26 protein-coding genes are annotated in these 25881 nt (G+C 68.8%); 20 read left to right on the plus strand and 6 right to left on the minus strand.

Annotated features, from left to right (window positions below; genetic code table 11):
- Positions 1 to 16: 16 nt before the first annotated feature.
- Both MBA17_RS28340 and coaA read right to left on the minus strand, forming a co-directional pair.
- Positions 17 to 994, minus strand: a complete 978-nt coding sequence (locus MBA17_RS28340; RefSeq protein WP_238499652.1) for a DUF389 domain-containing protein — start codon at positions 992 to 994, stop codon at positions 17 to 19.
- Between the two features lie 14 nt (positions 995 to 1008).
- Positions 1009 to 1950, minus strand: a complete 942-nt coding sequence (gene coaA / locus MBA17_RS28345) for a type I pantothenate kinase (RefSeq protein WP_238499653.1) — start codon at positions 1948 to 1950, stop codon at positions 1009 to 1011.
- Positions 1951 to 2170: 220 nt separating this feature from the next.
- On the opposite strand from coaA, the gene MBA17_RS28350 reads away from it, so the two are divergent.
- From MBA17_RS28350 to tsaD, 11 genes are all read left to right on the plus strand, one after another.
- The gene (locus MBA17_RS28350; RefSeq protein WP_238499654.1) at positions 2171 to 3589 is read left to right on the plus strand and encodes a PhoX family protein; all 1419 of its coding nucleotides are present in this window, start codon (positions 2171 to 2173) and stop codon (positions 3587 to 3589) included.
- A gap of 348 nt (positions 3590 to 3937) precedes the next feature.
- Positions 3938 to 4288 carry a holo-ACP synthase gene (locus MBA17_RS28355; protein WP_238499655.1) on the plus strand — a complete coding sequence of 117 codons (351 nt, stop codon included), beginning with the start codon at positions 3938 to 3940 and terminating at the stop codon, positions 4286 to 4288.
- A 10-nt stretch (positions 4289 to 4298) separates the two neighbouring features.
- Positions 4299 to 5801 carry an NAD(P)H-hydrate dehydratase gene (locus tag MBA17_RS28360; protein ID WP_238499656.1) on the plus strand — a complete coding sequence of 501 codons (1503 nt, stop codon included), beginning with the start codon at positions 4299 to 4301 and terminating at the stop codon, positions 5799 to 5801.
- Complete coding sequence (alr, locus tag MBA17_RS28365; RefSeq protein ID WP_238499657.1) at positions 5798 to 6916, plus strand: alanine racemase; 1119 nt, start codon at positions 5798 to 5800, stop codon at positions 6914 to 6916. Before MBA17_RS28360 ends, alr begins: the two co-directional genes overlap by 4 nt.
- A 141-nt stretch (positions 6917 to 7057) precedes the next feature.
- A complete protein-coding gene (locus MBA17_RS28370) occupies positions 7058 to 8107 on the plus strand; it encodes an alpha/beta fold hydrolase (RefSeq protein WP_238499658.1) in 1050 nt (349 codons plus the stop codon).
- Positions 8104 to 8562 (plus strand): tRNA (adenosine(37)-N6)-threonylcarbamoyltransferase complex ATPase subunit type 1 TsaE, encoded by a 459-nt coding sequence (gene tsaE, locus MBA17_RS28375; RefSeq protein ID WP_238499659.1) that lies wholly within the window; start codon positions 8104 to 8106, stop codon positions 8560 to 8562. The genes MBA17_RS28370 and tsaE overlap by 4 nt, the downstream gene beginning before the upstream one ends.
- 185 nt (positions 8563 to 8747) lie before the next feature.
- The gene (locus MBA17_RS28380) at positions 8748 to 9377 is read left to right on the plus strand and encodes a hypothetical protein (RefSeq protein ID WP_238499660.1); all 630 of its coding nucleotides are present in this window, start codon (positions 8748 to 8750) and stop codon (positions 9375 to 9377) included.
- Positions 9378 to 9383: 6 nt separating this feature from the next.
- Positions 9384 to 9944, plus strand: a complete 561-nt coding sequence (locus MBA17_RS28385) for a class F sortase (RefSeq protein ID WP_238499661.1) — start codon at positions 9384 to 9386, stop codon at positions 9942 to 9944.
- Positions 9945 to 10275: 331 nt separating this feature from the next.
- The gene (gene tsaB, locus MBA17_RS28390) at positions 10276 to 10917 is read left to right on the plus strand and encodes a tRNA (adenosine(37)-N6)-threonylcarbamoyltransferase complex dimerization subunit type 1 TsaB (RefSeq protein ID WP_238499750.1); all 642 of its coding nucleotides are present in this window, start codon (positions 10276 to 10278) and stop codon (positions 10915 to 10917) included.
- Between the two features lie 65 nt (positions 10918 to 10982).
- Positions 10983 to 11423 carry a ribosomal protein S18-alanine N-acetyltransferase gene (gene rimI, locus MBA17_RS28395; protein WP_238499751.1) on the plus strand — a complete coding sequence of 147 codons (441 nt, stop codon included), beginning with the start codon at positions 10983 to 10985 and terminating at the stop codon, positions 11421 to 11423.
- Positions 11416 to 12447, plus strand: a complete 1032-nt coding sequence (tsaD, locus tag MBA17_RS28400) for a tRNA (adenosine(37)-N6)-threonylcarbamoyltransferase complex transferase subunit TsaD (protein ID WP_238499662.1) — start codon at positions 11416 to 11418, stop codon at positions 12445 to 12447. Before rimI ends, tsaD begins: the two co-directional genes overlap by 8 nt.
- 35 nt (positions 12448 to 12482) lie before the next feature.
- Here tsaD and MBA17_RS28405 read toward each other — a convergent pair whose 3' ends face one another.
- Both MBA17_RS28405 and MBA17_RS28410 read right to left on the minus strand, forming a co-directional pair.
- Positions 12483 to 13685: a hypothetical protein gene (locus MBA17_RS28405; RefSeq protein ID WP_238499663.1), complete on the minus strand. Its 1203-nt coding sequence runs from the start codon at positions 13683 to 13685 to the stop codon at positions 12483 to 12485.
- Between the two features lie 116 nt (positions 13686 to 13801).
- On the minus strand, positions 13802 to 15013 hold the full coding sequence (locus MBA17_RS28410; protein WP_238499664.1) for a class I SAM-dependent methyltransferase: 1212 nt from the start codon (positions 15011 to 15013) through the stop codon (positions 13802 to 13804).
- A 301-nt stretch (positions 15014 to 15314) separates the two neighbouring features.
- Between MBA17_RS28410 and MBA17_RS28415 the strand changes: the two genes are divergently transcribed.
- From MBA17_RS28415 to MBA17_RS28455, 9 genes are all read left to right on the plus strand, one after another.
- Complete coding sequence (locus MBA17_RS28415) at positions 15315 to 16292, plus strand: hypothetical protein (protein WP_238499665.1); 978 nt, start codon at positions 15315 to 15317, stop codon at positions 16290 to 16292.
- 1494 nt (positions 16293 to 17786) lie between these two features.
- The gene (locus tag MBA17_RS28420; RefSeq protein WP_238499666.1) at positions 17787 to 18044 is read left to right on the plus strand and encodes a hypothetical protein; all 258 of its coding nucleotides are present in this window, start codon (positions 17787 to 17789) and stop codon (positions 18042 to 18044) included.
- Between the two features lie 531 nt (positions 18045 to 18575).
- Entirely contained in the window at positions 18576 to 18827 is a 252-nt protein-coding gene (locus MBA17_RS28425) for a hypothetical protein (RefSeq protein WP_238499667.1), read from the plus strand.
- 526 nt (positions 18828 to 19353) lie between these two features.
- Positions 19354 to 19608 carry a hypothetical protein gene (locus MBA17_RS28430; RefSeq protein ID WP_238499668.1) on the plus strand — a complete coding sequence of 85 codons (255 nt, stop codon included), beginning with the start codon at positions 19354 to 19356 and terminating at the stop codon, positions 19606 to 19608.
- Between the two features lie 305 nt (positions 19609 to 19913).
- Positions 19914 to 20168, plus strand: a complete 255-nt coding sequence (locus MBA17_RS28435; RefSeq protein ID WP_238499669.1) for a hypothetical protein — start codon at positions 19914 to 19916, stop codon at positions 20166 to 20168.
- A gap of 503 nt (positions 20169 to 20671) precedes the next feature.
- Positions 20672 to 20983 carry a co-chaperone GroES gene (gene groES / locus MBA17_RS28440; protein ID WP_184958020.1) on the plus strand — a complete coding sequence of 104 codons (312 nt, stop codon included), beginning with the start codon at positions 20672 to 20674 and terminating at the stop codon, positions 20981 to 20983.
- A 102-nt stretch (positions 20984 to 21085) separates the two neighbouring features.
- Complete coding sequence (gene groL / locus MBA17_RS28445; protein WP_238499670.1) at positions 21086 to 22711, plus strand: chaperonin GroEL; 1626 nt, start codon at positions 21086 to 21088, stop codon at positions 22709 to 22711.
- A 272-nt stretch (positions 22712 to 22983) separates the two neighbouring features.
- Positions 22984 to 23610: a sigma-70 family RNA polymerase sigma factor gene (locus tag MBA17_RS28450; protein WP_238499671.1), complete on the plus strand. Its 627-nt coding sequence runs from the start codon at positions 22984 to 22986 to the stop codon at positions 23608 to 23610.
- Positions 23607 to 23813 (plus strand): hypothetical protein, encoded by a 207-nt coding sequence (locus MBA17_RS28455; RefSeq protein ID WP_238499672.1) that lies wholly within the window; start codon positions 23607 to 23609, stop codon positions 23811 to 23813. The genes MBA17_RS28450 and MBA17_RS28455 overlap by 4 nt, the downstream gene beginning before the upstream one ends.
- Here the strand turns inward: MBA17_RS28455 and MBA17_RS28460 are convergent.
- Complete coding sequence (locus tag MBA17_RS28460; protein WP_238499673.1) at positions 23774 to 24148, minus strand: DUF5319 family protein; 375 nt, start codon at positions 24146 to 24148, stop codon at positions 23774 to 23776. The two genes, MBA17_RS28455 and MBA17_RS28460, sit on opposite strands and share 40 nt — an antisense overlap.
- A gap of 87 nt (positions 24149 to 24235) precedes the next feature.
- Positions 24236 to 25255 carry a helix-turn-helix transcriptional regulator gene (locus MBA17_RS28465; RefSeq protein ID WP_238499674.1) on the minus strand — a complete coding sequence of 340 codons (1020 nt, stop codon included), beginning with the start codon at positions 25253 to 25255 and terminating at the stop codon, positions 24236 to 24238.
- Between the last annotated feature and the right edge of the window lie 626 nt (positions 25256 to 25881).

The following is a 25881-nucleotide window of genomic DNA, read 5'->3' on the forward strand; positions in this document are numbered from 1 at the left end:
ACGTAGGAAGTCTCGCTCATCCTTCAGGGCCTGGGCCCCCTCTGAGGTGCCGCATGAGCTGGGTCGGGGCCTGCCTGCCGTACCTGGACCACAGGAAGCGCTGGAGGTAGAGCGTCGCGGTGCCTGAGATGATCATGCCGGTGATGTTGACGGCGAGCTGCGTCACCGATCCGCCGACCTCTTCCCACTGGCCGAGGGCGAGGGCCAGGGCCGCGTATCCGGCCGCCGGAACGGTCGTGACCGAGATGAACACGCCGATCAGCGCCGACGACTTGCCCGCCGTGGTCGACAGGACTCCGGCCGCCCCGGCGAGCAGCGCGACGATGAACGACCATCTGTCCGGCTTGACGATGAACTGCACTTCCTCGTGCCCCTCCAGGAGCATCTGGTAGTCGAGCCAGCCCAGGCCGCGCGAGACGGCGGTGCACGCGAGGGTGATGGCGATCGCCAAGGTGAAACCGATGACGAGGGTACGGCTCGCCTGCGCGACCAGCCGCCATCTGCCGTTGAGCAGTCCGAAGCAGACGGCGGACACCGGGCCGAACTCGGGCCCGAGCACCATGCCGCCGACGATCAGGATGGTGGAGTCGACCAGCACCCCGATCGCGGTGATCTGCACAGCTATCGCCAGGAACGCGAGGTACGCCCAGGTGACCCGGCTTTCCTGCGAGACCCGCCGGGCCAGCGCCTCCCAGACGACGGCGTCGTCGCTCTCGCCCGGCGCCTCCTCCTCCGCCCGCGCGGCGGCCTCCGACAGCGACAGGTCGATATGCCCGACGGAGATGGAGCCGACCACGTTGAGACGGAGCTGCTTGAGATGCCGGATCACGTCGTTGGCGGCCTCCCGCGCCACGTCGAAGAGCAGCAGGTCGCCCTCGGGCTTCCGGGCCGCGCCCGGCAGCGTCACGAGGTTGGTGACGCCCGTCGCCTTCTCCAGGAAGGAGACGGCCTCGCCGGTGAGCGAGGCGGGGCTGATCACCCTGATGTGTAGCACGAGGTCAACACTATTCAGGTGCGGCGCAGCCGTACCCTGCGCACCGCGTGGTCGGCGCCTTTCTGGAGGACGAGCCCGGCCCTGCCCCGGGTGGGCGCGATGTTCTCCACCAGGTTGCGCTCGTTGACCTCGCGCCACACGTTTCGCGCGAACTCGACGGCCTCGGTCTCGGACAGCGCGGCGACGTATTTGAAGTAGGACTTGGGATCGGCGAAGGCCGTGCGGCGCAGCTTCTGGAAACGCTCGATGTACCAGGTGCGGACGTCCTCGACCTTGGCGTCGACGTAGATGGAGAAGTCGAAGTAGTCGCACACGGCGAGGGAGGTGGGCGGCGCGGGCTGCAGGACGTTGAGGCCCTCGACGATGAGGATGTCGGGCCTGGTGACGGTCTGCCGGGCGCCGGGCACGATGTCGTACTCCAGGTGGCTGTAGACCGGCGCGGCGACCTCGGCCTGGCCCGCCTTGACCGCCGCGATGAACCTCACCAGCGCCCGGCGGTCGTAGCTCTCGGGGAACCCCTTGCGTTCAGTGATCCCCTTGTCGGCCAGGACCTGGTTGGGATACAGGAAGCTGTCGGTGGTGATCAGCTCGACCTTGGGGTGCTCGGGCCAGCGGGCCAGCAGCGTGTGCAACAGCCGGGCCGTGGTCGACTTGCCCACCGCGACGCTGCCGGCGATGCCCAGGATGTACGGCGGGGGCGGTTCCTTCTCGCCGAGGAAGGCGCTCACCGCGGCGCCACGCTGCCGCGCTCCGGTGAAATGGAGGTTGAGCAGCCGGGTGAGCGGCAGGTAGATGTCGGTGACCTCGGCCAGGTCGATGGGGTCCTGTACGCCGCGCAACTCTTCGAGCTCTTCGGCGGTGAGTGTGAGCGGGGTGCTTTTGCGCAGATCGCGCCACTGCTCCCGGCTCAGCTCGACGTACGGCGATGCCGTGACCGCAGGTGACCCGTTGACCATGACGGGCAGCCTACTGAGTGCCCGTCCGCCGGTTGGACCTGGGTCCTCCACAGGCTGTGGATAAATACATGGGATTACTTCGGGGCCGAATGGGGAAAGAGACGTGCTCGGGCGAGGGTGGATAAGCGAAATCCCGACATACGGTCATTCACGGTCATTTCATGGTCATTCGTGGTGTCATACGCGTGTCGTGAGCCGCCACGTGAGCAGGGAGCCGCACATGGAGCGCCGCCTTTTCCTGGCGGGGAGTGCCGTGCTGGCCGCGGCGGGCTGCGCCGACGGACCCTACGCCGGGGTCGCCCAGGCGGGGCGGCAGGGCAGTCCGCGTCCGGTGCACGGCTACGGGCCGCTGACGAAGGTCCCCGACGCGCGCGACGGCGAGGTCCGGCTGCACCTCCCCGAGGGCTTCGCCTACCGCTCGTTCAACGGGGCGGGCGAGCGGTTCACCGACGGGAGCGTGACGCCGGGGCGACACGACGGGATGGCCGCCTTCCGCGGGCCGGGGGGCGACGCGATCCTGATCCGCAACCACGAGGTCAACGGGCCGGTGGGCGCGTTCGGCGACCTCGGCAGGGCCTACGACCCGGCCGCCGGGGGCGGGACGGCGACACTCCGGGTCACCCGGCGCGGCAAGGTGATCGAATCGAGGCCGAGCCTGAACGGCACCCTGCTCAACTGTTCCGGCGGGCCCATGCCCTGGGGATCATGGGTGAGCTGCGAGGAGACGGTCAACGGGCCTGACGTGGGGAACGACTTCTCCGGCGGCGACAACTCCAAGCTGAAGAAGAAGCACGGATACATCTTCGAGGTGCCGCTGCGCGGGGCCGCGTCGGGGCCGATCCGCTCGGCCGGGCGCTTCGCCCACGAATCCGCCGCCTTCGATCCGGCCACCGAGGCGATCTATCTCACCGAGGACAACTTCAATTTTCCATCGGGCTTCTACCGCTATATCCCGCCGAAGAACCCGATGCGGGCCGGGCGCATCCTCGACGGGGGCCGGCTGCAGATGCTCGCCGTACGAGGCGAACCCGGCAAGGACCTGTCCACCGGTCAGCGGCGCGGCGCGGCCTTCGACGTCACCTGGGTGGACATCGAGGACCCCGATCCGGCCTTCACCGGCAGGCCCGACAACGACACGGCGATCCAGGCGGTCGGCGCGCAGGGCAGGAAGCGGGGCGCGGCGATCTTCTCCCGGCTCGAAGGGGCGATCACCCATCGCGGGAGCGTCTACTTCACCTCGACCCAGGGCGGGGCGACCGCCAGGGGCGACGAGCCGCAGCCGGGGTTCGGCAAGGGACGCGGCCAGGTGTGGGCCTACGACACCGCGCGAGGCAGGCTGCGGCTGGTCTACGAGTCGCCGGGCTCGATGGCCCTGGACCTGCCCGACAACATCACCACCAGCCCGCGCGGCACCCTGATCCTGTGCGAGGACGGCGCCGGCGACAACTACCTGCGCGGCCTCACCCGCAAGGGCGAGATCTTCGACTTCGCACGGCTCGCACCGGTCGCCGGTGACACGGGGGCCGAGTTCGCGGGCACGACCTTCGGCCCCGGCGGCCACACCCTCTACGTGAACGTCCAATCCATCCGAGGCCTGTCCTACGCCATCTGGGGCCCCTGGAGTCGCGGCGGCCTCTGACGATCCGGGCGCGTCGGGTGGCTGGGCGGGGGAAGCCGCCGGGTGTGAGCATCTGGGTCGCGGGGTGGGTTCGGGCGTGTCGGTGGCTGGACTGAGGAGCGTCTGAGTGACGGGGGAAGCCGCCGGGTGTGAGCATCTGGGTCGCGGGGTGGGTTCGGGCATGTCGGTGGCTGGGCCGAGGAGCGTCTGAGTGACGAGAGAAGCCGCCGGGTGTGAACGTGTGGGTGGCGGTGCGCGGGGTCCCGGTGTGAGCGTCCGAGTCCCGGCGCGTGGCGTCGTAGCCAAACAGATCCGGATGGGGCGCCCGAACCGGGGCGTGCGGTCGCATCTCAGGGTTAGCCTGTGCGGGTGATCGTGGGTATCGGGATCGACGTCGTGGACCTGCCGCGGTTCGCGGCCACGCTGGAACGCACCCCCCAACTGCGGACGCGGCTGTTCACCGAGGGCGAGCGCGGGCTGTCCGTCGAGTCGCTGGCGGCGCGGTTCGCGGCCAAGGAGGCGGTGGCCAAGGCGCTCGGCGCGCCGCCGGGGTTGCGGCACCTCGACGCGGAGGTGGTGACGGTCGAGCACGGCCGTCCCGAGCTGAAGGTGTCGGGCTCCGTCGCCGAGCGGGCCGCCGAGCTCGGGGTGCGCACCTGGCACATCTCCCTCACCCACGACGGGAGCGTCGCCATCGCCTACGTGATCGCCGAGAGATAGCGTCGGCACCATGCGTGCCGCCTACACCTCCGACCAGATCCGGGCCGCCGAGCGGACGCTCATGGCGCTGTTGCCCGAGGGCGCCCTCATGCAACGCGCCGCCGCCGGCCTCGCCGCCGCCTGCGCCGGAGCCCTCGGCAGGGGCCTGTACGGCGCGCGGGTGGTCATCCTGGCCGGCGGCGGCGACAACGGCGGCGACGCCCTCTACGCCGGAGCCAGGCTGGCCCGCAGGGGAGCCAGGGTCGAGGCGGTCCTCGCCGGGTCCCGCACCCACCAGGAGGCGCTGGCGGCCCTGCGGCAGGCGGGCGGCCGGGTGGCGGATCTCGCAAGGGCGCGCGAGGTGGCCGGGCGCGCCGACCTGATCGTGGACGGACTGGTCGGCATCGGCGGCTCGGGCGCGCTGCGCGAGCCGTACGCCGGGCTGGCCGCGGTCGCCTGCGAAGCGCCGGGCGTGGTGGTCGCGGTGGACGTGCCGAGCGGCGTGGCGGCGGGCAGCGGCCAGGTCGAGGGGAACGCCGTCAGGGCGAGCCTCACGGTGACCTTCGGCGCGCTCAAGACGGGCCTGCTGGTGGATCCCGGCGCGGAGTACGCCGGGCGGGTCGAGTTGGTCGACATCGGCCTCGGCCCGTATCTGCCGGACCCGGACGTGACCGCGCTGACCGACGCCGACGTCTCCGGCCTGCTGCCACGGCCGGGGGCCGAGTCCGACAAGTACCGCAGGGGGGTCGTCGGCATCGCGGCCGGTGGAGCCCGGTTCACCGGCGCGGCCGTGCTCTCGGTGGGCGGCGCGATCCGTTCGGGAGCGGGCATGGTCCGCTACGCCGGGCAGGAGCAACCGGTGTCGGTCGTCAGGAACCACTGGCCCGAGGCGGTGATCACGACGCTGCGGCCGGGCGAGGGCGTCGGCGGCGTGGGCCGGGTCCAGGCGTGGGTGCTCGGCCCCGGCCTGGGCACCGATGCCGACGCGCACCAGGTGGCCGCGTCCGTGCTGGCGAGCGACGTCCCCGTGCTGATCGACGCCGACGGGCTGACCGTGGTCGCCGCCGACAGGTCGCTGCTCCGCCGCAGGGCGCCGGTGCTCGTCACGCCGCACGCGGGCGAGCTGTCCCGGCTGCTCGGGGTGCCCAGGGAGCACATCGAGGCGGCGCGGCTGGAGCATGTGCGCGCGGCGGCGGCGGAGCTGGGGGTGACCGTCCTGCTCAAGGGCTCGACGACCCTGGTCGCCGAGCCCCTGACCGGGTCGGGCCCACCGGTGCGGGTCAACACCACCGGCTCGCCCTGGCTGGCGACCGCGGGCACCGGCGACGTGCTGTCCGGGATCGCGGGCACGCTGCTGGCCGCCGGTCTGAGCTGTTACGACGCGGCGTCGTGCGCGGCCTATCTGCACGGCGTCGCCGGCGGGATCGCCGCCGGGGGCACGGCGATCGCGGCGGCGGACGTGGTCACCGCCCTGCCCGCCGCGCTCAGGAAGGTGTCTCATCGGGAAGGCGCGCCTGCCAGACTGGGTGGATGAGTTCCCCGACTGAGGCGCGAGTCGATCTCGCGGCCATCCGGCACAACGTCGGGCTGTTGCGCGAGCACGCCGGTGGCGCCGAGATGATGGCGGCCGTCAAGGCCGACGCCTACGGTCACGGCCTGGTCCCGTGCGCGCGCGAGGTCATCGCCGCCGGTGTGGACAGGCTCGGCACCGCCTTCGTCGCCGAGGCCCTGGAGCTGCGGCAGGCCGGCGTCACCGCGCCGATCCTGTCGTGGATCATCACGCCGGGCGAGCGCCTCGACGACGCGCTGATCGCCGACGTGGAGCTCTCCACCGGCACGGCCTGGCTGCTCGACGACATCGTCGCGGCCGCGCGGCGCACCGGCCGTACGGCGATGATCCACCTGAAGGCCGACACCGGCATCACGCGCGGTGGGGCCACGGCCGCCGAGTGGGGCGGCCTCGTCGACCGGGCGATGGCCGCGGCGGCCGAGGGAGCGGTGCGGATCGTCGGGCTCTGGTCGCACCTGGCCTGCGCCGACATGCCCGGCCATCCGTCGATCGAGGTGCAGATCGCCAGGTTCGACGAGGCGCTCGCGGTGGCGGAGAAGGCCGGCGCGGGCGGTTCCCACGTCATCAGGCACCTGGCCAACTCGGCGGCCACCATGACGCTGCCGCAGACCCGCTACGACATGGTGCGGCCGGGCATCGCCGTCTACGGGCTGAGCCCGATCCCCGAGCTGGGCGACTTCGGGCTGCGCCCGGCGATGACGCTGGTGGCGAGGATCGCGGTCGCCAAGCGGGTGCCCGTGGGCACCGGTGTCTCCTACGGACACCATTACGTCACCGATCGCGAGACGACGCTTGGCCTGGTGCCGCTCGGGTATGCCGACGGCATTCCGCGGCAGGCGTCCGGCCGCGTCGAGGTGCTGGCCGCCGGGCGCAGGCGCGGGATCGCCGGGCGGATCTGCATGGACCAGTTCATGATCGATGTCGGCGACGACACACTGGCGGAGGGCGACGAGGTGCTCCTGTTCGGTTCCGGCGCGTACGGCGAGCCGACCACGCAGGAATGGGCGGATTCCCTCGGGACGATCACCCATGAGATCGTGACAAGGATCGGGGCGCGTGTCCCGCGCGTTTACCGATGAGACGGGGAAGAGGATGACGGTTCGGGTGGATGTGGCGGGGGCGGCGTTCGCGTGTCCGGACGCTCAGGGCAGAATGCCCGAGACTTCGCAGCCCCGGCGAAACCCGGTGCCGGGCACTCGGTGGTCGCAAGGAGGCCGGGGATGAGCACACGGCGCAGGGTCGGGATCGCCAGCGCGGTCGTCGGCATCGCCTCAGCGAGCGTGGCCGCCGCCGCGTTCGCCAAGCGGTACGCCGTGGGGCGCATCCGGCTGAGGCCGGACCCCGAGGCGAGCGAGCCCTTCGGGGAACTGCTCGGAGAGGTGGCCGAGGTCACCACCTCCGACGGAGTGGTGCTGCACGCGGAGATCGACGGCCCGGCGGACGCACCGCTGACCGTGGTCTTCTGCCACGGCTACACCCTGAGCCTCGACTCGTGGCACTACCAGCGGCGCGACCTGCGCGACTCCTACCGGCTCGTGTTCTGGGACCAGCGCTGCCACGGCCGGTCGCCGAAGACGGCCGCGGAAGACTGCACCATCGACCGGCTGGGCGACGACCTGGCGGAGCTGCTCGACGCGCTGGCCCCCGGGCCCTGCGTGCTGGTCGGGCACTCCATGGGCGGCATGACCATCATGGCGCTCGCCGACCGTCACCCCGAGCTGTTCGGCGACCGGGTCCGCGGGGTGGCGCTGATCTCCACCTCGGCGGGCAAACTGGCCGAGCTTTCCCTGGGCCTGCCCGCGCTGGTGTCGAAGGCCGTGCACAAGCTGGCGCCGGCCACGGTCTCCGCGATCGGCCGCAGCGGCAAGCTGGTCGACAGGGGCCGCCAGGTCGGCAACGACGTGTCCTTCCTCGCGGTCCGGCTGTTCGGCTTCGGCGACTCCAGGAACGTCAGCCCGACCGTCGTCGACTTCGTGGAGTCGATGATCCGCTCCACGCCCACCGAGGTGATCGCGGACTTCTACCCCGCGCTCATGTCGCACGACAAGCTGACCGCGCTCAACGTTCTCGACGACGTGCCGACGGCCATCCTGGTGGGCGAGAAGGACTGGCTGACTCCGCCCGAGCACAGCAGGGCCATCGCGGCGGCGCTGCCGCGTGCCCACTTCACCGAGGTCCCGGGCACCTCCCACCTCGTCCAGCTCGAACGTCCCGGCGTGGTCAACGACGCGCTGCGCGACCTGTTGAAGCGGGCGGCCCGGGAGGAATGACCATCGACGGCAGGCGGGTCGCCACCGCCGGGGAGATGCGCGAGTTCGGCGCCGAGCTGGCCGGTCGGCTGCGCCCGGGAGACCTGCTGGTCCTCTCCGGGCCGCTCGGCGCGGGCAAGACCACACTCGTCCAGGGCATCGCGGGCGGGCTCAAGGTACGCGGGCCGATCACCTCGCCGACGTTCGTGATCGCCCGCGTACACCCGTCCCTGTGCGGCGGCCCCGCGCTCGTCCACGCCGACGCCTACCGCCTCGGCGGCGACCTGGAGGTCGACGACCTCGATCTCGACGCCTCCCTGGAGGAGTCGGTGACGGTCGTGGAATGGGGGGAGGGCCTGGTCGAAGGGCTCGCCGACGACCGCCTGGAGGTCGCGATCGACCGCGGCGCGGCCGACGAGGAACGCGTCGTACGGCTGCGCGGCGTGGGAGATCGCTGGGCCGGCGTCTTCGTCTGACATATCCGCTTGGCCACGGCTTACTTCTTCGGCCACCATCGGGCACGGAATGCTGGCACGCTTGACGTCAGTCCCACTTGGTATAGATCATCGAGAATGAAGATCGCTTGGGGCGGGTTGGCCTGATTTTTCTGGGTATTCAGGATGGCAAGCGGTCCGGGTCGGACGGCGGAGCGGAGCGCGCGGTGTCAAGGGTCAGGCATGTCGCGATAGTCGGGGCCATCGCGGTGTTCGGCGCGGTGGGATGCACGGCGGAAGCGGGCACGGGCGGTTCGGCCCCCACTCCGGCGGCGACTCCCACGGCCTCACCCATGGCGGGCCGTGAGGACATCACGGTACGGCTCAACCCGGACCGGGTCATCGAGGGCGAGACGTCCACCGTCTGGATCCTGGCCAACTGCCCGGTGCCCACCGGCGGACCCGAGCACAGCGGCACCGGTAACTCCGACGCGTTCGTCCGCGCGGTCACCCTGGAGCCCGTGCCCCCGCCGACCTCCAAGGCGAGCCCGACGTCCACCGCCGCGCCCGAGGCCGTGCCGTGGGTGCGCGGCGACGCCCGGGTGCCGAGGGGCACCGACAAGGGCACCTACAACGTCGACGTCAAGTGCGAGGGCACCAACGACACCGGCAGGGCCAAGCTCCGGGTGGCCGCCGAGCCGAGCGTCGTGCCCACCAAGGCGCCACGGGCCGGCGGCGGTGGCACCGCGGCCGCCGCCGAGGACACCGGGGTGCCGATGGGTGTGACCGGGCTGGCGCTCGTCCTCGCCCTGGCGGGCGGCATCGGTGTGGCCGTGGTTCGCCGCCGCCGTTCCTGACCCTCGATGGCAGAGTCCCCCCGTTGGCTCAAGATCGTCGCGGCCGGCGCGATCACCGGCATGGTCCTGTTCGCGATGCGCGCCGCCGGCGACGGTGACCGCGATGACGACCAGGCCGAGCCGCGCGCCGCCGTGGTGCCGCGCAACCTCGACATCCCCGCCCTCGACCTTGAGGCGCCGTTGATGAAGCTCGGCATGACCAGCGGGGGAGAGGTCGAGCTGCCGCCGTACGAGAAGCCCTCGACGGCCGGGTGGTTCAAGCACAGCGCGGTCCCCGGCGACGACGGCGCCTCGGTGATCATCGGGCATGTGGACACCAAGACCGCGCCCGCCGTCTTCTACAAGCTGAAGCAACTGCGCAAGGGACAGAAGATCCGGGTGGAGCGCAGCGACGGCAAGACCGCGGAGTACAGCGTCGACTCGGTGGAACAGGTGCACAAGGACCGCTTCCCCACCCGCCGCGTCTACGTGGAGGACGGGCTCCGGCTGGTGACCTGCGGCGGAACCTTCGACTGGGCGACGCACGAATACCGCGACAACATCATCGTCTACGCCTCCCGCACCTGAACAACCACCCCACATCCCTTCGTACGGCAGCCCAGGCCCCTTGAGGCATTTGTACGGCAGGCCAGGCTGGCGCTGCTCGCCGTAGGGGGTTTCGGGTGTGGGTTCATGGTGCTGTGGAGTGGGTGGCCGGTCGCCGTGACCACTCGGACCCCGGCCATGGTCTCCGGTTCAGGCCCAGCCGGCGAAGCGGACCACGTGGGACGGATGCGTCCTCGTCGGGGATGACCAGATCGCCGCCCTTCGGTTTGGTCGGCTGGTCGGCATGTCGCTGACGGCGGGGAAGGGCCGGAGGTGGTCATGGGGGCGGGGATACGGACTAGGCTTGAGGTTTGTGCTGGTCCTGGCCTTTGATACCGCGACACCCGCCGTCACCGCCGCTCTGCACGACGGTGAACGGGTGCTCGCCGAGTCCACCACGGTCGACGCTCGGCGGCACGGAGAGCTGCTCATCCCGGCCGTCGAGATCGTGCTGCGCGAAGCCGGCGTCGTGTTGCGGGAGGTGACGGCGGTCGTCGCGGGTTCCGGCCCCGGGCCGTACACCGGGCTGCGCGTGGGGCTGATGACCGCGCAGGCGCTCGCCTCGACGCTGGGGGTGCCCGCGTATGGCATCTGCACGCTCGACGCCGTGGCGTACGCCTCAGGGCTGTCTGAGCCCTTTCTGGCGGTCACGGACGCCAGGCGGAAAGAGGTGTTCTGGGCGAGTTACGCCGACGCGCGGACCCGTCTCGGCGATCCTTCCGTCGACCGGCCGCAGGATCTGCCCACGGAACCGCCGCTCGTCGGCGCAGGCGCGCGGCTGTACGCGCCGGACCGGCTCGCGGAGAACGCCCCCGACTACCCGTTCGCGGGGGCACTGGCAGCGCTCGCGGCCGAGCGTCTCGCGGCCGGTGACGAGCTCGGCCCGGCCCGGCCCATCTACCTTCGCCGTCCCGACGCCAAGGTCCCCGGAGCCCCGAAGAAGGTGACGGCGTGACCGAGGCCGAGGCTTCCCGGAGAAGCGGCGAGGGCGACTCCGCGCGGGCGGCCGTGTTGCGCGGCATGACGGTCGAGGACGTGCCCGCGGTGCTCGTGGTGGAGCGGGCGACCTTTCCCGCCGACGCGTGGAGCGAGGGGATGCTCCGCGGTGAGCTGGCGGACCAGCCCCGCACCCGGCACTACGTCGTGGCGCTGGTCGCGGGCGAGATCGTGGGATACGCCGGGCTCGCCGCCGCGGCCGACCAGGCCGACGTCCAGACCATCGCGGTGGTCGCCGAGCACCAGGGCGCGGGCATCGGCGGGCTGCTGCTGAACGAACTGCTGGCCGAGGCGTCCCGGCGCGGGGCCGGCTCGGTGTTCCTCGAGGTCCGCGCCGACAACCCGCAGGCGCGTGGCGTCTACGACCACTTCGGCTTCGAGAAGGTCGGCATCCGGGCGCGTTACTACGAGGACGGCACCGACGCGATCATGATGATGAGGAAGCTCGGTGATTCCAATGGCTGACGAACCGCTGGTGCTCGGGATCGAGACCTCCTGCGACGAGACCGGCGTGGGCATCGTGCGCGGCCACACCCTGCTGGCCGACACCGTCGCCTCCAGCGTCGAGGAGCACGCCAGGTTCGGCGGGGTCGTGCCGGAGGTGGCGTCCCGCGCCCACCTGGAGGCGATGACGCCGACCGTGGAGCGGGCCCTCGAACGCGCGGGCCTGGCCTTCTCCGACCTCGACGCGATCGCCGTCACGGCCGGCCCGGGGCTCGCCGGAGCGCTGCTGGTCGGGGTCGCCGCCGCGAAGGCGTACTCGCTCGGCCTCGGAGTGCCGCTCTACGGCGTCAACCACCTGGCCGCGCACGTCGCGGTAGACCAACTCGAACACGGCCCGCTGCCCAAGCCGTGCATCGCGATGCTGGTCTCGGGCGGCCACTCCTCGCTGCTCCTGGTGCCCGACGTGGCCAAGGAGGTGATCCCGCTGGGCTCGACCGTGGACGACGCGGCGGGCGAGGCGTTCGACAAGGTGGCCAGGGTGCTCGGCCTGCCTTTCCCCGGCGGGCCGTACATCGATCGCGAGGCCCGGCAGGGCTCGGGTACGGCGGTCGCCTTCCCCCGGGGCAAGTACGACGACGGGACGCTCGACTTCTCCTTCTCCGGTCTGAAGACGGCCGTCGCCCGCTGGGTGGAGGCCCGTGAGGCGTCCGGGCAACGGGTGCACGTGCCCGACGTGGCGGCGTCGTTCCAGGAGGCGGTCGTCGACGTGCTGACCCGCAAGGCCGTGGCCGCCTGCCGCCGGCATGGCGTGGACGACCTGCTCGTCGGCGGCGGGGTGGCGGCCAACTCGCGCCTGCGCGCCCTGGCCCAGGAGCGTTGCGACGCGGCGGGGATCCGCCTGCGCGTGCCGCGTCCCGGCCTGTGCACCGACAACGGCGCGATGGTGGCCGCCCTCGGCTCAGACCTCGTGGCGGCCGGGATCGCCCCCTCCCACCTCGACCTCCCCGCCGACTCCTCGCTCCCGATCACCACGGTCCACGTCTAGCCTCCCCGGCGGGTCGTCGCCGGCGTCCCGGCGGGTCAGTCCTTGGGGTTGCGGGTGGGGCGCAGCAGGGTTTCGGCGAGGGCGAGCATGGTCTCCTCCAGGGCGCCGAGGCGACGGGTGAGGCCGTCGGTCTGGGCGCCGAGCAGGTCGCCGATCTTGAGCGTGGCGGGGAGCTGGCCGACGCGCTGGTTGACGGCCTCGACCCGGTCGTCCATCGACTCCAGCTGCTCGCCGGTGAGCTCGGCCCTGGCGGTGAGGCCCGCCAGCCGGGTGCCGACCTCACCGAGGTGGTCGTCGAGGAGGTCGAACCTGCCGTCCTGGCGGACGGCGGCCTCCACGATCCGCCCGTCGACGGTGCCCATGCGATCGTCGAGGAGGTCGAACCGCCCGGCGTGGTCGGCCGCGGTCTCCGCGAGCCGTCCTTCCACGGTCCCGAGCCGTCCCTCCACGGTCCCGATCCGGTTGCCGAGGGTGGTGACCATGCCGTCGATGTCGGTGAGGTGCTGGGTGGCGCCCTCGATCCCGGCGTGCACGGTGCCGACGCGGCCCTCGATCCGGTCGAGCCTGCCGCCCGTCCTGGCCTCGGCCGCGTCGATCTTCTCGCCGGTGTCCTCCAGACGCGTGGTGTTCTCCGCCAGCCGGGCCGACAGGTCGGCCACGGAGCCCTCGATCCGCTCGGTGCGCTGCGTCAGCTCGGCCATGGACTTGTCGAGGCGGGTGAAGCGGCCGGCCGCCACCTCCATGCTGCCCTGGAGCCGGCCGAGGCACTGGGTCAGCTCGCCCATCCGCTCGGCGATGCCCTGGGTGCTCTCGACGACCGTCTGCAGGCGGGCGAGGACCGTCTCCACGTTCTCCCCGACGCTGCCGACGTCGGCCCACAGGCTGGGCAGCTCGGCGACGGGCTTGACCTGCTGGCCCACCGTGTCCACGTGGTCGCGGACCGCCTCGACGTGCTGGGCCAGCCCCTCCGCCCACGTGGGCGGGCGGGTGGCGATGCCCTCAAGCTGCTCGGTGACGGCGTCCAGGGTGCCGCTGAGCCCGCCGAGCTCGCGCTCCCGGACCTCGCGAAGCAACCACTCCATGCCCTCAAGCCGCTGTCGGATCTCGTCGAGGACCGCGCCCTGAGTCCGCTGTTCGTAGACATGGTCCTGCGCCGCGCGCGCGAGAAGCTCGCGCATGCGGTCGGAGATGGCGGTCTGGCTGCCTGCCTGGAGCAGGGTGTGGTTGGCGTGATCCACCGAAAGCTCCTTCACTCGCCGACGGGTCAGCCGAACAGCGGTGGGATTCCAAGAGAGCATTGAACGACCGGCCAGAACTGTAGTCCTTGGAAGCCCGACGCTGGTAATCGAAAAGATTATGAATTGCCCTGGTTCGCCGTGATTAATGGCTGGCATAGCAATGCGAAAGGCCTGTTCGCGATGCGAGTCAGAACCACCACCATGGATTTGTCGCCGGACGGTTTGAGGTCTTTTCTCAGTTGATCTATGTCAACCGCCGATCCGCGTTTCTTGATGGTCACTTCGCCGACCCCGCGTGTCCTCAGGGCCGCTCTCAGGCGTTTCCCGGAGAAAGGCATCATCTCTAGTATCTCGTAATAGGACGCCCACGGAGTCGGGATCAGATCGTCGCTGGTGATGTAGGCGATTCTGGGATCGAGCAGACGTCCCCGGACCGAGGCGGCGACCTCGGCGACCAGGTGTGCCCGGATGGCCGCTCCGTCGGGTTCGTACAGGTAACGGCCCACTGTGCCGTGCTCGGCCGGTCCGAGCTCCGGGTCGGCCACCAGCGTCACCCCCGAGGGCAGCAGCGTCGCGCGCCGGAGAAACCTCTCCTTGCCCGCCTCCGCCGCCGTACCCGTCCAGATCGCCGCCTCCTTGACCTCACCGCGGTAGGAGACCCACTCGACCTCCGCCCCTTCGGGCACGAACTCGTACGGCAGGCCGGGCGCGACCTTCAGACAGGCCATCTTCGCCGCGCTCGCCAGTTCCATCACCTCCGGCCACGGCGGCGAGTAGGCCATCGGGTCGAACACCCGCCTGGCCGAGGTCCGCCTGGCCGGGTCGAGGAAGAGGGCGTCGTAGCTCCGGGGGTCGGCGTCGCCGGCGCTCGCCGTACGGACGCTCGCTTGGCTGGAGAGGCCCAGTGCGTCGAGGTTCGCCTGGGCGACCGCCGAGGTCAGCGCGTCGCGGTCGGACGCATCGACCGTGCAGCCCGCCCTGGCCAGCTCGATGGCGTCGCCGCCGATGCCGCAGCACAGGTCGGCCACCCGCGCGTCCGGACGAGTGCGGAAGCGGTGTGCGCGGTGGGCCGCGACCTGGGGGCGGGTGGCCTGTTCCAGCCCTTCGGGCGTGAAGTACATACGAGCCGCGTCGGCGCCGAACTTGGCTGCCGCCCGCCCGCGCAGGCTCGCCTGGGTCAGTGCGGCCGACGCCAGCTCGGCGGGATGGGACCGGCGCAACACGGTCGCCGCGGTCACCGGCCGGCTCCTCGACGCGAGCTCGGTCGCCTCGGCCAGCGCCCGCTGGCCCCGGGGCGTCAGCAGCTCAAGGAAAGCGTCAAGGTTCATGTCTCAGACGTTATCGTGACCGGTCGTCCGGCCAGGCTACGGGCGGCCCTGCTGAGGAACAAAAGAGTCATTTATCCGGACATTGTCGACGTGTCTTGCGAAGTGGTTATTTGCCTAGTGCTAACGCCAATACCGGCGCACCTTAAACAGGTGGCAAGGAACGCTGTGACCGATATGTCCACCCTTGTTTATGGCCTGGAGTCGAGAGGTATTGATAGCCGTGGAAGTCGATATGTCGGGTTGATCATGTATTTGAATCAGCCTTTGCCTGATCAGCACGCGATCCGGGGGTCGTAGAAAAATGGTTAAAAATCTGGCAACCGCCGCTGCCGTTGCCGTCCTGGGCATGGCCTGCGCCGCCACCCAGGCCAACGCCAGCACGGAGCCGAAGGACGACGGCAAGGACATCTCTGTCGTCAACCTGTGTGACAGCGGGCCCGAGTTCGGCCCGTGGGTGGGCAACAACTTCGAAGGCATCATCAGCAACGAGAACAGGCCCACGAACAAGTACGAGGACTCCTGCAACAAGGAGTCCTTCAACAAGGACTCGTACAACGACGAGTCCTTGACCAAGGACTCCTACAACGACGAGTCCTTCAACAAGGACACCAAGCAGTCCTTCAACGACGACAACGAGGACTCCTTCGTCGAGAACGACAAGAAGGCGCCACCGAAGCACGACAAGAAGGCACCGCCGAAGCACGACAAGAAGGCGCCGCCGAAGCACGAGAAGAAGGCACCGCCGAAGCACGACAAGAAGTCCTACGGCATGGACGAGGCGGAGTTCTCCAGCACGCTCGACCAGGAGTCCTCCACCAGGTTGGCCACCCACCCGCACCCGTCGAAGAAGGACGTGGATGTCGACGTGGACGTGGACGTGGACAACGAGAACTCCTTCAACAAGGACGTCAAGAAGTCCTTCAACAAGGACACCAAGGATTCCTTCAACGAGGAGTCGTTCAACAAGGACTCCTTCAACAAGGAAGAGAAGAAGAAGAAGTCCCACGGCTACGCTGAGGAGGCGAGTGAGGAGTCGTCCTTTGTCGCCCCTGAGGAGGCGGCCAGCGAGGAGGCGGCCAGCGAGGAGACCAGCGAGGAGCCGTCGACCTTCGCCGAGGCAGCTCCGAAGAAGAAGTCCAAGGACGTCAAGGTGGACGTCGACGTGGACGTGGACAACAAGAACTCCTTCAACAAGGACATCGATGAGTCCTTCAACAAGAACACCAAGGGTTCCTTCAACGAGGACTCGTTCAACAAGGACTCGTTCAACAAGAGCTGAACGACCGTAGGACGTCGACCGACGGCTGAGTTGGTTTGACGGTCGCGAGGGGCCGGCGCAGGCATACGCCGGCCCCTCGTGGTGTCACCTGGCGGTCCCCGGTGGGCGACCGGATACGGGCTCGCCGCCCCCTGTGGCCGGGCGAGTCCCGATCTGCCCGACGCCACAACGGCGAGACGTGACGTGGTACGGCCGGCACCCGATCAGCGCCGCCTGACCTGACGGGCCTTCGGCAGACCGCCCACCAAGGCAGATCGCCCAGCAGGCAGACCGCCCAGCAAGTCCGGCAAGGGTTACCGACAGCGCCCCGCAGGACTCCGTACGCGCCGCGTGTCGCGCACAGTCGGTAACGCTCAAGCAGTAACGCTCAATTGCCCGCTCGCGACGGCCTGCCCGGCGTAGTGGCCGGCCGGGGAGGTTCCTGGACTCATCAGCGGCATCCGCCCTCCGGCCTCCGGGTCCCCGCGTGGCGGACCTCATGGGGCTCCGCTCCTGGCGGATCCCTGCGCCGCCCCTCCCGTTCGCGCGGCCGACCCGCGCGGACCGACTCGACGGGCGCGACAGGCCGTGCCCGGGCCGGCGCGCCACCGGTTGGAACGCAGCCTCGATGGACGGCGAGCCGAGGCCGTTCCTGGTGCTCGTCGACGCCCTTCGCGCCGTCTCCGCGCGGCTTCGTGCTGCCCCGCTCACGCGGGCGGTGTGTGCCCATGCCCTGGTTCCGGCGCCGGTCGACGCTGACCGCCGTCGATGTCCGGCGTGGTGCCCGTGGAGTCGCCCCCCGCGGGCGACTTTCTCGCGCCGTCGGTGTCGTGACCGGCCTCTCGACGCCTGTCAACGCCAACCGGGTCGATCAAGCGCGTCCAACTCACCCTCATGAGCGGGGACGCCACGTCCGACCAGGCTGCGCGTCCACTATCTGACCCCGGGCCACGCCGCGCCGGTTGTCGCCGACCCGGCGCTCAGTGTGGGGCGGGAACCGGGTGGCACTGTGGACACCGTTTCGTGCACCGGCGTCTGATCGTGCCGAGCCCTCTTTCGCCGAATGCGCCCTACTCCCGCGCGGCACACCGCGCCCGGTGGCCGCCGCCGGCCACTCCCGCGCCACGATGGTGCGACGTCACGCGGTGCTTCTGTTCCGATCAGCGGCCTGTGACCCGGTCAGTGTTCTGTGGGCGCTCGCTGGGACCGATTATGTGGACGCCGCGCCACGGCCATCATATCTGCGAAAAATGGTCTCTAACTCGTGGCAGTGGAGCAAATCGGGCGGCTAGTTTATGTTCCAAAGGGATTTGTTCGTAATGGGGTCTGGTTCGACCGGATATCGCCCGTCAAGATGTCCCGTTTATACCTCTAAATCATAGCGAAGAGGGCTTAGTGTTTCTTTACTGCTATCCGCTTGTCATTTACGCTAAGTGTCGGTCTACTGGCTAGTGGCTCGGCCTTTCACGTGGTGCGGGTCGAGTGATCCATCCAAGATCGAACGGGGAGTTTGAGATGCTCAAGAAGTTCCTGGCCAGTGGTGCCGTTATCGCAGGGTTCGCCGGCCTTGGTTTCGCCGCTCCGGCTCACGCGACGACACCGTGGCCTCAGCCCGAGAACCACAGCAACGTCTCTTCGCAGAACGACAACGTGTTCGTCTGCGGCAACAAGACCATCGGCGACATCACCGCCGCGGTCATCACCCTCGCGCCGGTGACCACTGCCGACAACGACTCGACGGACTGCGGCGTCCGGAACAACCAGAACAACTAGCAGGATCCCGCCGGACCTCATGGGTGATGTCGAGGCGTTGGGCCTCATGTGGACGCGAACAAGTGGAGGTCGCACCTGGCCGGCTTGTCCGCGGTCGATTCATGGATAGTTCGAAGGTCTGTGCAATCAGCATCAAGGCGACGTTTCCATGCTGATACTTCGTTGATGTTACGGAATATCTCTCATATGAGATGCATGTACATCGTGAGGTTGATGTCGGGATTGCGGGCGCCGCGGCGGGCGCCGCGGCGCCCGCGCTTTTCTGTGCGGGAAGAGACCTCGCCGTGGCCGATTTCGGTGACGGGGTTTGTTCCGGGCGAAGATCGGTCAAGAGGGCACTCGTTCCCTATTGGCATTCCCGGCCACAACGCCGCATGCGCTTTGTGGAGAAGTGGAAAGGGCTTGTGTTTTCCTTTACGATGATCGGCGTGCCATTTGCTTGCTATTCGATTCGGGCGTGGGTCTAATTGCTAGCGGCTCGGCCGTTGGGTGGTACGAGTCGAATCCTCAGACCGAGATCGGGAGATTTAGATGCTCAAGAAGCTCGCACTTGGCGGAGCCGTTGTCGCAGCGTTCGCCGGCATGGGGTTCGCCACTCCGGCGCAGGCGGCGACGCCGTGGCCCGGCGGGGACAAGATCAACGTCTCGCAGCAGAACGACAACACGCTCGTCTGCGGCAACAAGACCATCGGCGACATCACCATCCCCATCATCCCCCTCACTCCGGTGACCCTCGTCGACCGTGAGCCGGTGAACTGCAACATCAGTAACAACCAGAGCTAGGAAATTCCCGCGATCAGCGAGAGTCCGATCGCTCGCAGTCGCCGACGAAAGCGGCCGACTGCTTGCGGATGGCTCGGGTCCGGCGCAAGGGCGGGAGTTCTTCCGCCGGACCTGTTCGGCTGGTTCATGATCGATCTTTGGAGAGCTTGAGGGTCTGCGCTGTCGATATTGCAGGGCTTTGAGTGATTATCCCAATGATGTCCGGATCATTCTCCTTGTCGGGAGGTGATTCCGCTTCGCGGGGTAATTCCAGACTGCGGGTGCCGTGGCGAGGGCTACGGCACCCGCTTTGGTTTGCGTGGAGTCGCAGGGATTCCGTTTCTGCGAGGCAGTGGGCAAAATGGACTAAATTCACTTAGTATCTTATGTCAGCATTAAGGAAGGTTCTGTTGGATTTGCAGTTTCTTTGCGATGATGCGTGTGCTGTTGGCTTGATATCGGCTTCACGTATGGGTCTAATTGCTAGCGGCTCGGCCATGGGTGGTATGAGCCGAATCCTCAGACCGAGATCGATCGGGAGATTTAGATGCTCAAGAAGCTCGCACTTGGTGGGGCCGTGATCGTAGCGGCCGCCGGCCTGGGTCTCGCCACCCCGGCTCAGGCGGAGACGCCGTATCCGAGGGACAACAACGTCAACGTCGCAAGCCAGAACGGAAACGTGATCGTCTGCGGCAACAGCGCCATCGGCGACATCGTCGTCACCCTTATCAGCCTGGCTCCGGTGACCGTCGCCGATCGCCAGCCGGTGGACTGCAGCGTGCGCTCCTACCAGAACAACTAGGGCGCACCGCGTAATGATGAGGTGCGGGTGTCGTGGCGAGGGCCACGGCACCCGCCTCATATGGCATCTGGGCGTGCGGAGATTCTGGTGGTGAGCCGGTTTTCGGAGGTGTCGGGCAGTCGGTCGACGTTCTCTGGATGCCTTAATTTTTGTTAAGGAAGGTTCTGTTGGATTTGCAGTTTCTTTGCGGCGCTGCGCGTGCTGTTGGCTTGCCAATCGCTTCACGTATGGGTCTAATTGCAAGCGGCTCGGCCATTGGATGGTACGAGCTGAATCCTCAGACCGAGATCGATCGGGAGATTTAGATGCTCAAGAAGCTCGCACTTGGTGGGGCCGTTGTCGCAGCGTTCGCCGGCATGGGGCTCGCCACTCCGGCGCAGGCGGCGACGCCGTATCCGAAGGACAACCACGTCAACGTTTCAAGCCAGAACGGAAACGTGTTCGTCTGTGGCAACAAGGCCATCGGCGATATCACCATTCCGATTCTCAACCTCAGCCCTGTCACCTCCGCCGACCGTGAGCCGGTGGACTGCAGCGTCCGCAACAACCAGCAGAACTAGAGAATTTCCACGATCAGCAGCACTGATCGGCCGCAGGGGCCGGGACCGAAAGGGCTCCGGCCCCTGCGGCGTGTTCCCTGAATTATCGACGCCGCTGATTTGGGTCCGCGATGGTCCGTCCCGTGGGGGTCGCCCGTCTCGGGCATCCTGCGCGCGTGGGAGCGGCCGCCCCGAGGGATGCGGGTCGTGATGGGTGCAGTGCCGCCGCAGGCCCGGTCCGTGATCACCTTGTCGACCGTCCGGGCCCGCTCCCTTGCGCGGGCGCGGGGGGAGAGGGTGCAGGGAGAGGCCGTGCAGGTGAGAGGCCGCGCCCTCAACGGTCAGGATGGGAGCTCGCCTGCGGGCGGTTCGTGTTGACGACCAGCGCAGGCTTGCATACTGTTTCGTGTTGGCACTCAACCATCGAGAGTGCCAATAGCGACGAGGCAGGTCTGACACCCGCGACGGCAGACCGCTGGTCGCCTCTTCAGCTCGACATCACAATCTGAAGGGGAGGTCCGATCGTGACGACCGCCACTAAGGTTCCTGTTAAGCCGCTTGGCGACCGCATCGTGGTTCAGCCGCTTGAGGCAGAGCAGACGACCGCGTCCGGCCTGGTTATTCCGGACACCGCCAAGGAGAAGCCGCAAGAGGGCAAAGTCCTCGCGGTGGGTCCGGGCAACTGGGACGAGGACGGCGACAAGCGCATTCCGCTGGACGTCGCCGAGGGGGACATCGTCCTCTACAGCAAGTACGGCGGCACCGAGGTGAAGTACGGCGGCGAGGAGTACCTGGTGCTCTCCGCCCGTGACGTGCTCGCGATCATCGAGAAGTAAGCGCCCCAATCCAGCGGGACTTACCAGACAAGTGACGTATCGAGCCCCGGGCGCTTCAACCAGAAGCCCCGGGGCTCGATGCGCTCAAGTGAGGAGTGCTTGATGCCGAAGATCCTTGCGTTCGAGGAAGACGCGCGCCGCGCTCTGGAGCGCGGGGTGAACGCCCTTGCCGACGCGGTGAAGGTGACCCTCGGGCCGCGCGGCCGTAACGTGGTCATCGACAAGAAGTTCGGTGCGCCGACCATCACCAACGACGGTGTGACCATCGCCCGCGAGGTCGAGCTGGACGCGCCGTACGAGAACCTCGGCGCTCAGCTCGCCAAGGAAGTGGCGACCAAGACCAACGACGTCGCCGGTGACGGCACGACCACGGCGACCGTCCTGGCCCAGGCCATGGTCAAAGAGGGACTGCGCAACGTAGCCGCGGGCGCCCAGCCGATGTCGCTGAAGCGCGGCATCGACCTGGCGGCCAAGGCCGTCAGCGAGAAGCTGCTCGAGACCGCCCGCCCGGTCGAGGACAAGAAGGAGATCGCGAACGTCGCGACGATCTCCGCGCAGGACGCCAAGATCGGCGACCTGATCGCCGAGGCGTTCGACAAGGTGGGCAAGGACGGTGTCATCACCGTCGAAGAGTCCAACGCCATGGGCCTGGAGCTGGAGTTCACCGAGGGCCTCCAGTTCGACAAGGGCTACCTGTCGCACTACATGGTGACCGACCCCGAGCGGATGGAGGCCGTCCTGGAGGACGCCTACGTCCTGCTCACCCAGAGCAAGATCGCTTCGGTGGCCGACTTCCTGCCGCTGCTGGAGCAGGTCGCGCAGACCAAGAAGTCGCTCTTCGTGGTGGCGGAGGACGTCGAGGGCGAGGCCCTGGCCGTCCTGGTCACCAACAAGATCCGCGGCACCTTCACCTCCGTCGCGGTCAAGGCGCCCGGCTTCGGCGACCGGCGCAAGGCCATGCTGCAGGACATCGCGACCCTCACCGGCGGTCAGGTCATCGCCGAGGAGGTCGGCCTGAAGCTGGACAGCGCGGGTCTCGACGTGCTCGGCTCCGCCCGGCGCATCGTGATCACGAAGGACACCACCACGATCGTCGACGGCGCCGGCGACCCCAAGGCGATCGAGGACCGGGTCCGCGAGATCAAGATCGCGATCGAGCAGAGCGACTCCGACTGGGACCGTGAGAAGCTCCAGGAGCGCCTCGCGAAGCTGTCGGGCGGCGTGTGCGTGCTCCGTGTCGGCGCGGCCACCGAGGTCGAGCTGAAGGAGAAGAAGCACCGCCTGGAGGACGCGATCTCCGCGACCCGCGCCGCGATCGAGGAGGGCATCGTCTCCGGCGGTGGCTCGGCCCTGGTGCACGTCGGCAAGGAGCTCGACGACCTGGGCCTGACCGGTGACGAGGCCACCGGCGTCGCCATCGTCCGCCGCGCGCTCGTCGAGCCGGCCCGCTGGATCGCCGAGAACGCCGGCCAGGAGGGCTACGTCGTCACCGCCAAGATCACCGACCTCAAGCCGGGCTCCGGGTTCAACGCGGCCACCGGCGAGTACGGCGACCTGATCGCTCAGGGCGTCATCGACCCGGTCAAGGTCACCCGTTCGGCCGTGCAGAACGCCGCGTCCATCGCGGGCATGCTTCTCACGACCGAGGCGCTCGTCGTGGACAAGCCCGAGGACGAGTCCCCGGCCGCCGGTGGCGGTCAGGGTCACGGCCACGGTCACGGCCACTGATCGTTCCGCCCGTACGGCCCGCGTTCCCCTCGGGGACGCGGGCCGTACGCATGTGTGGCCGACTTGGATTCGTTTCCCGGTAAACCGAAAGTAGGCCCAAAGCGTCCCCCGGACGCTACTGCTCAATTGGCGTCAAAATAGGTAATGGCGTGAAATATTTCGCCAGATTTAATCCTCTGAGTTGTCGATCGATTACGCCGGGTTATCGTCCCTTCAATGTGACCAATCCGTAGCCGTTCGCTATGACGACAGGCCCGATCAGGGCGGGCATCATGCCTAACGTGACCGAGGGAAGCGTCGCCGACGCCAAAAATGGGGTAAGGCTTGCGACGAGATCGGACGAGTCCGACCTCAGGGAACTGACGAGCCTCGCCGTTCAAGGGGATCGCGGTGCGATCGAATCACTGCTCGGGCAGTTGCGCCCGATGGTGGTGCGTTATTGCCGTGCCCGCCTTGGGCGAGTTTCAGGTCAGTATCACATTGCCGATGACGTGGCTCAGGAAGTATGCATAGCCGTCTTGTCGGCTCTGCCCCGTTATCGCGACATGGGACGCCCGTTCGCATCGTTCGTGTTCGGCATCGCCTCGCACAAGGTGGCCGACGCGCTGAGAAGTTCTGTCCGCTGTGCCGTACCCACTCAGGACCTGCCCGACGGTCCTGACGACGGTCCGGGGCCGGAGGAGACCGTGGTTCGTTACATAGAGGCCGAGCACGCCCGGCGGTTGCTGTCCCGGTTGCCGGACAACCAGCGGGAGCTCATCATCCTGCGGGTCGTGTCGGGACTGTCGGCCGAGGAGACCGGTAATGTACTCGGCATGTCACCAGGTGCGGTTCGGGTCGCCCAGCACCGGGCGCTGGCACGGCTGCGAGCGATGGCCGAGCTGGAGTCGATCGCTTGAATGCGGTCCACCCGGGACGCCCGGTCCGGAGATACGGGCGGGGCGAACAGATCGACACGCTAGCCGAGGATCTGATCCTCGGCGCGCTGTCGCGCAGGGAGCCGCTTCCCGTTCCGGGAGATCCGGCGGTGCGGCTGCTGGCGGCGCTGATCGACGACGTCGATCAGCGGCGCTCCTCGGTGTCGATGACCCCGTCGACGTAGCCCCTGGCGTACTCCCAGCTCACGTAGTCGGTCGGGTCGGGCCGGAAGGCCGGCTCGTGCACCTGGGGCTGCCCGTTGTCGATCATCTGCCGCAGGTTGCCGCGCAGCAGCTCCCAGTCGAAGTAGTGCTGTTCACCGCACTCCGGGCAGTCGAGCACCAGCCCGAGCACCCCCTGAGGTTCGAGCAGGGACCGGAACACCTCGACATCGGCGAGGTCGGTGATGGCCTCGTCACGCTCGGCGGGGCTCAGCGGCTCACCGTCTTCGAGCCCGCCGAGGGCCTCAGCCGGGTCATCAGGATCGTCCGCGAACGGGTCGCGGGGGAGATCTTCCACGCATCCCACCTTGTCAACGACTATGGGGAAAGAGCCTATAGTCTGCTCCCCGCTCTCGCTGGGGGAGTGACGTGCTAGTTCGAGGGATCATTCGCCCTCGGTGAGCCAGCCCCGCCTGGCGGCCGCCACCCCGGCGTGGAATCTGGACTGGGCGCCGAGGTCGATCATCGCCTCGGCGAACCTGGCCCGCACGGTCCGCACCGACACACCCAGCTGACGGGCGATGGTCTCGTCGCAGAGGCCCTGCGCGGCCAGCCGCAGCACCTGGACCACCCCGTCGCTCCCGCCGCTCCAGGGCAGCGGCTGGGCCCGCGCCCACAGCTCCCCGAACAACGACCGGAGCACGCCCACCACGATCGGGGCGCGGACGAAGTAGAAGTTGTACGCGTGGTCGGGAAGGTTGCCGCCCCAGCGGGCGGGCAGCCCGGCCGCGTCCTGGCCGGCGGTGAAGAACCAGCTCGGCACCGCGTCGAGCGTGCGGATCCGGGCGCCGCTCCCGGCGAGCGCGATCAGCTTGTCGCGCAGCCCCGGGACGGTCAGCGCGCTGACGGGGATGACCGTGCTCAGCGAGAGCAGCCCGTGCTCGTGCGCGTCGACCCACGTGTCAGCGTATTTCCTGGTGAAGTCGGCCAGGGTGCGGTGATCGGGGATCGCGATGAACAACTCCAGCGGCGGCGCGTTCACCGCCATGCCCATGATGCTTTCGAACAACTCGTCCGCCCCGCTGACCAGCTCCACGGGGAAGGGCCCCCGCCGGTAGTCGTGGCCGGCGTCGTAGTCGCGGATGAGCGGCCGGATGGACCCGAGCACCGAGTCGATCTGCCTGCTCTCCTCCGCGAGCCGGTCGAGCCGCTCGGCGATCAGGCGGCCGAGCGCGGCGGCGGGATGGCGGGCGAAGTACTCGCCCGACTGCTGGTCGACCACGCCCAGGCGGACCAGCGCGGCGAGCTGCTCGCCCAGCGGTTCCTCGGGCCGGTTGATGGCCTCGGCGAGTTCGGCGAGCGAGGCGCGGTGCAGGCGGAGTACGGCGGTGTACAGGGTGCTCTGCGCGGGACTGAGGCCTAAGCTTTCGAGGGGATCCGGCAGTGTACGGGAGTCATTGCGCATCTGCTGGCACTCCTGGGTGGACACGACGTGGTCGCGAGAATAACCCGAGCACGCCCCGATGTCCCGGGCTTGCGCCGACTCCTCGCAGGGTGGTGCAACTTTGTGCAATTGCACATTCTCACATTGCATATGGACGCGTCGTGACGCACTCTTGACGCAGCGTCGGCATCGATCATGATCGGTTGCCCGTTACCCGGAGACGGAGGGGGATCCGGTGGCGGGCGCCGTAGTCATGATGTCGGCGGCCGGAGGATCAGACGGATCACCGACCGTCTGATCCCCCGGCTTTTTCGTGGGTGCGTGACCGGGCGGCGGTTCGTGGGGATCGTCGCCCGGCCACGCGCCTGCCCACCCCCGCGCAGAGGTCGAACGGCGCCGCCCCGGCTGGGCGTACAAGGCGTGTACGTGCCGGTCTCGCATCTGTCCCGGGCAGGTCCGTGCCCGGCGTGCCCGAGGCGCATCCGGTGAAGGCTTGGGACCGCCTGCCCGCCGCGCCTGGGGCGCGTCCGGCGGCCGTTCTCGCCGAGGCGTGGGACCGCCCGCCCACCCCGCCGCGGGTCGCATCTGGGAATCCCCGATGGAGCGGTGGCGACCGCCCACTAAACTTGGTCTCGGGGGTCGGCGCC

The organism is Dolomitihabitans soli (genome assembly GCF_022213955.1).
In the GTDB taxonomy this organism is placed as follows: Bacteria; Actinomycetota; Actinomycetes; order Streptosporangiales; family Streptosporangiaceae; genus Streptosporangium_A; species Streptosporangium_A soli.

What these genes read in the sequence shown, in the direction of transcription:
- coaA (WP_238499653.1), bottom strand. Translation starts at nt 1,950, where the DNA reads ATGGTCAACGGGTCACCTGCGGTCACGGCATCGCCGTACGTCGAGCTG.
- MBA17_RS28350 (WP_238499654.1), top strand. Translation starts at nt 2,171, where the DNA reads ATGGAGCGCCGCCTTTTCCTGGCGGGGAGTGCCGTGCTGGCCGCGGCG.
- MBA17_RS28360 (WP_238499656.1), top strand. Translation starts at nt 4,299, where the DNA reads ATGCGTGCCGCCTACACCTCCGACCAGATCCGGGCCGCCGAGCGGACG.
- alr (WP_238499657.1), top strand. Translation starts at nt 5,798, where the DNA reads ATGAGTTCCCCGACTGAGGCGCGAGTCGATCTCGCGGCCATCCGGCAC.
- MBA17_RS28370 (WP_238499658.1), top strand. Translation starts at nt 7,058, where the DNA reads ATGAGCACACGGCGCAGGGTCGGGATCGCCAGCGCGGTCGTCGGCATC.
- tsaE (WP_238499659.1), top strand. Translation starts at nt 8,104, where the DNA reads ATGACCATCGACGGCAGGCGGGTCGCCACCGCCGGGGAGATGCGCGAG.
- MBA17_RS28385 (WP_238499661.1), top strand. Translation starts at nt 9,384, where the DNA reads ATGGCAGAGTCCCCCCGTTGGCTCAAGATCGTCGCGGCCGGCGCGATC.
- rimI (WP_238499751.1), top strand. Translation starts at nt 10,983, where the DNA reads ATGACGGTCGAGGACGTGCCCGCGGTGCTCGTGGTGGAGCGGGCGACC.
- tsaD (WP_238499662.1), top strand. Translation starts at nt 11,416, where the DNA reads ATGGCTGACGAACCGCTGGTGCTCGGGATCGAGACCTCCTGCGACGAG.
- MBA17_RS28410 (WP_238499664.1), bottom strand. Translation starts at nt 15,013, where the DNA reads ATGAACCTTGACGCTTTCCTTGAGCTGCTGACGCCCCGGGGCCAGCGG.
- MBA17_RS28415 (WP_238499665.1), top strand. Translation starts at nt 15,315, where the DNA reads ATGGTTAAAAATCTGGCAACCGCCGCTGCCGTTGCCGTCCTGGGCATG.
- MBA17_RS28420 (WP_238499666.1), top strand. Translation starts at nt 17,787, where the DNA reads ATGCTCAAGAAGTTCCTGGCCAGTGGTGCCGTTATCGCAGGGTTCGCC.
- MBA17_RS28425 (WP_238499667.1), top strand. Translation starts at nt 18,576, where the DNA reads ATGCTCAAGAAGCTCGCACTTGGCGGAGCCGTTGTCGCAGCGTTCGCC.
- MBA17_RS28430 (WP_238499668.1), top strand. Translation starts at nt 19,354, where the DNA reads ATGCTCAAGAAGCTCGCACTTGGTGGGGCCGTGATCGTAGCGGCCGCC.
- MBA17_RS28435 (WP_238499669.1), top strand. Translation starts at nt 19,914, where the DNA reads ATGCTCAAGAAGCTCGCACTTGGTGGGGCCGTTGTCGCAGCGTTCGCC.
- groL (WP_238499670.1), top strand. Translation starts at nt 21,086, where the DNA reads ATGCCGAAGATCCTTGCGTTCGAGGAAGACGCGCGCCGCGCTCTGGAG.
- MBA17_RS28450 (WP_238499671.1), top strand. Translation starts at nt 22,984, where the DNA reads ATGCCTAACGTGACCGAGGGAAGCGTCGCCGACGCCAAAAATGGGGTA.
- MBA17_RS28465 (WP_238499674.1), bottom strand. Translation starts at nt 25,255, where the DNA reads ATGCGCAATGACTCCCGTACACTGCCGGATCCCCTCGAAAGCTTAGGC.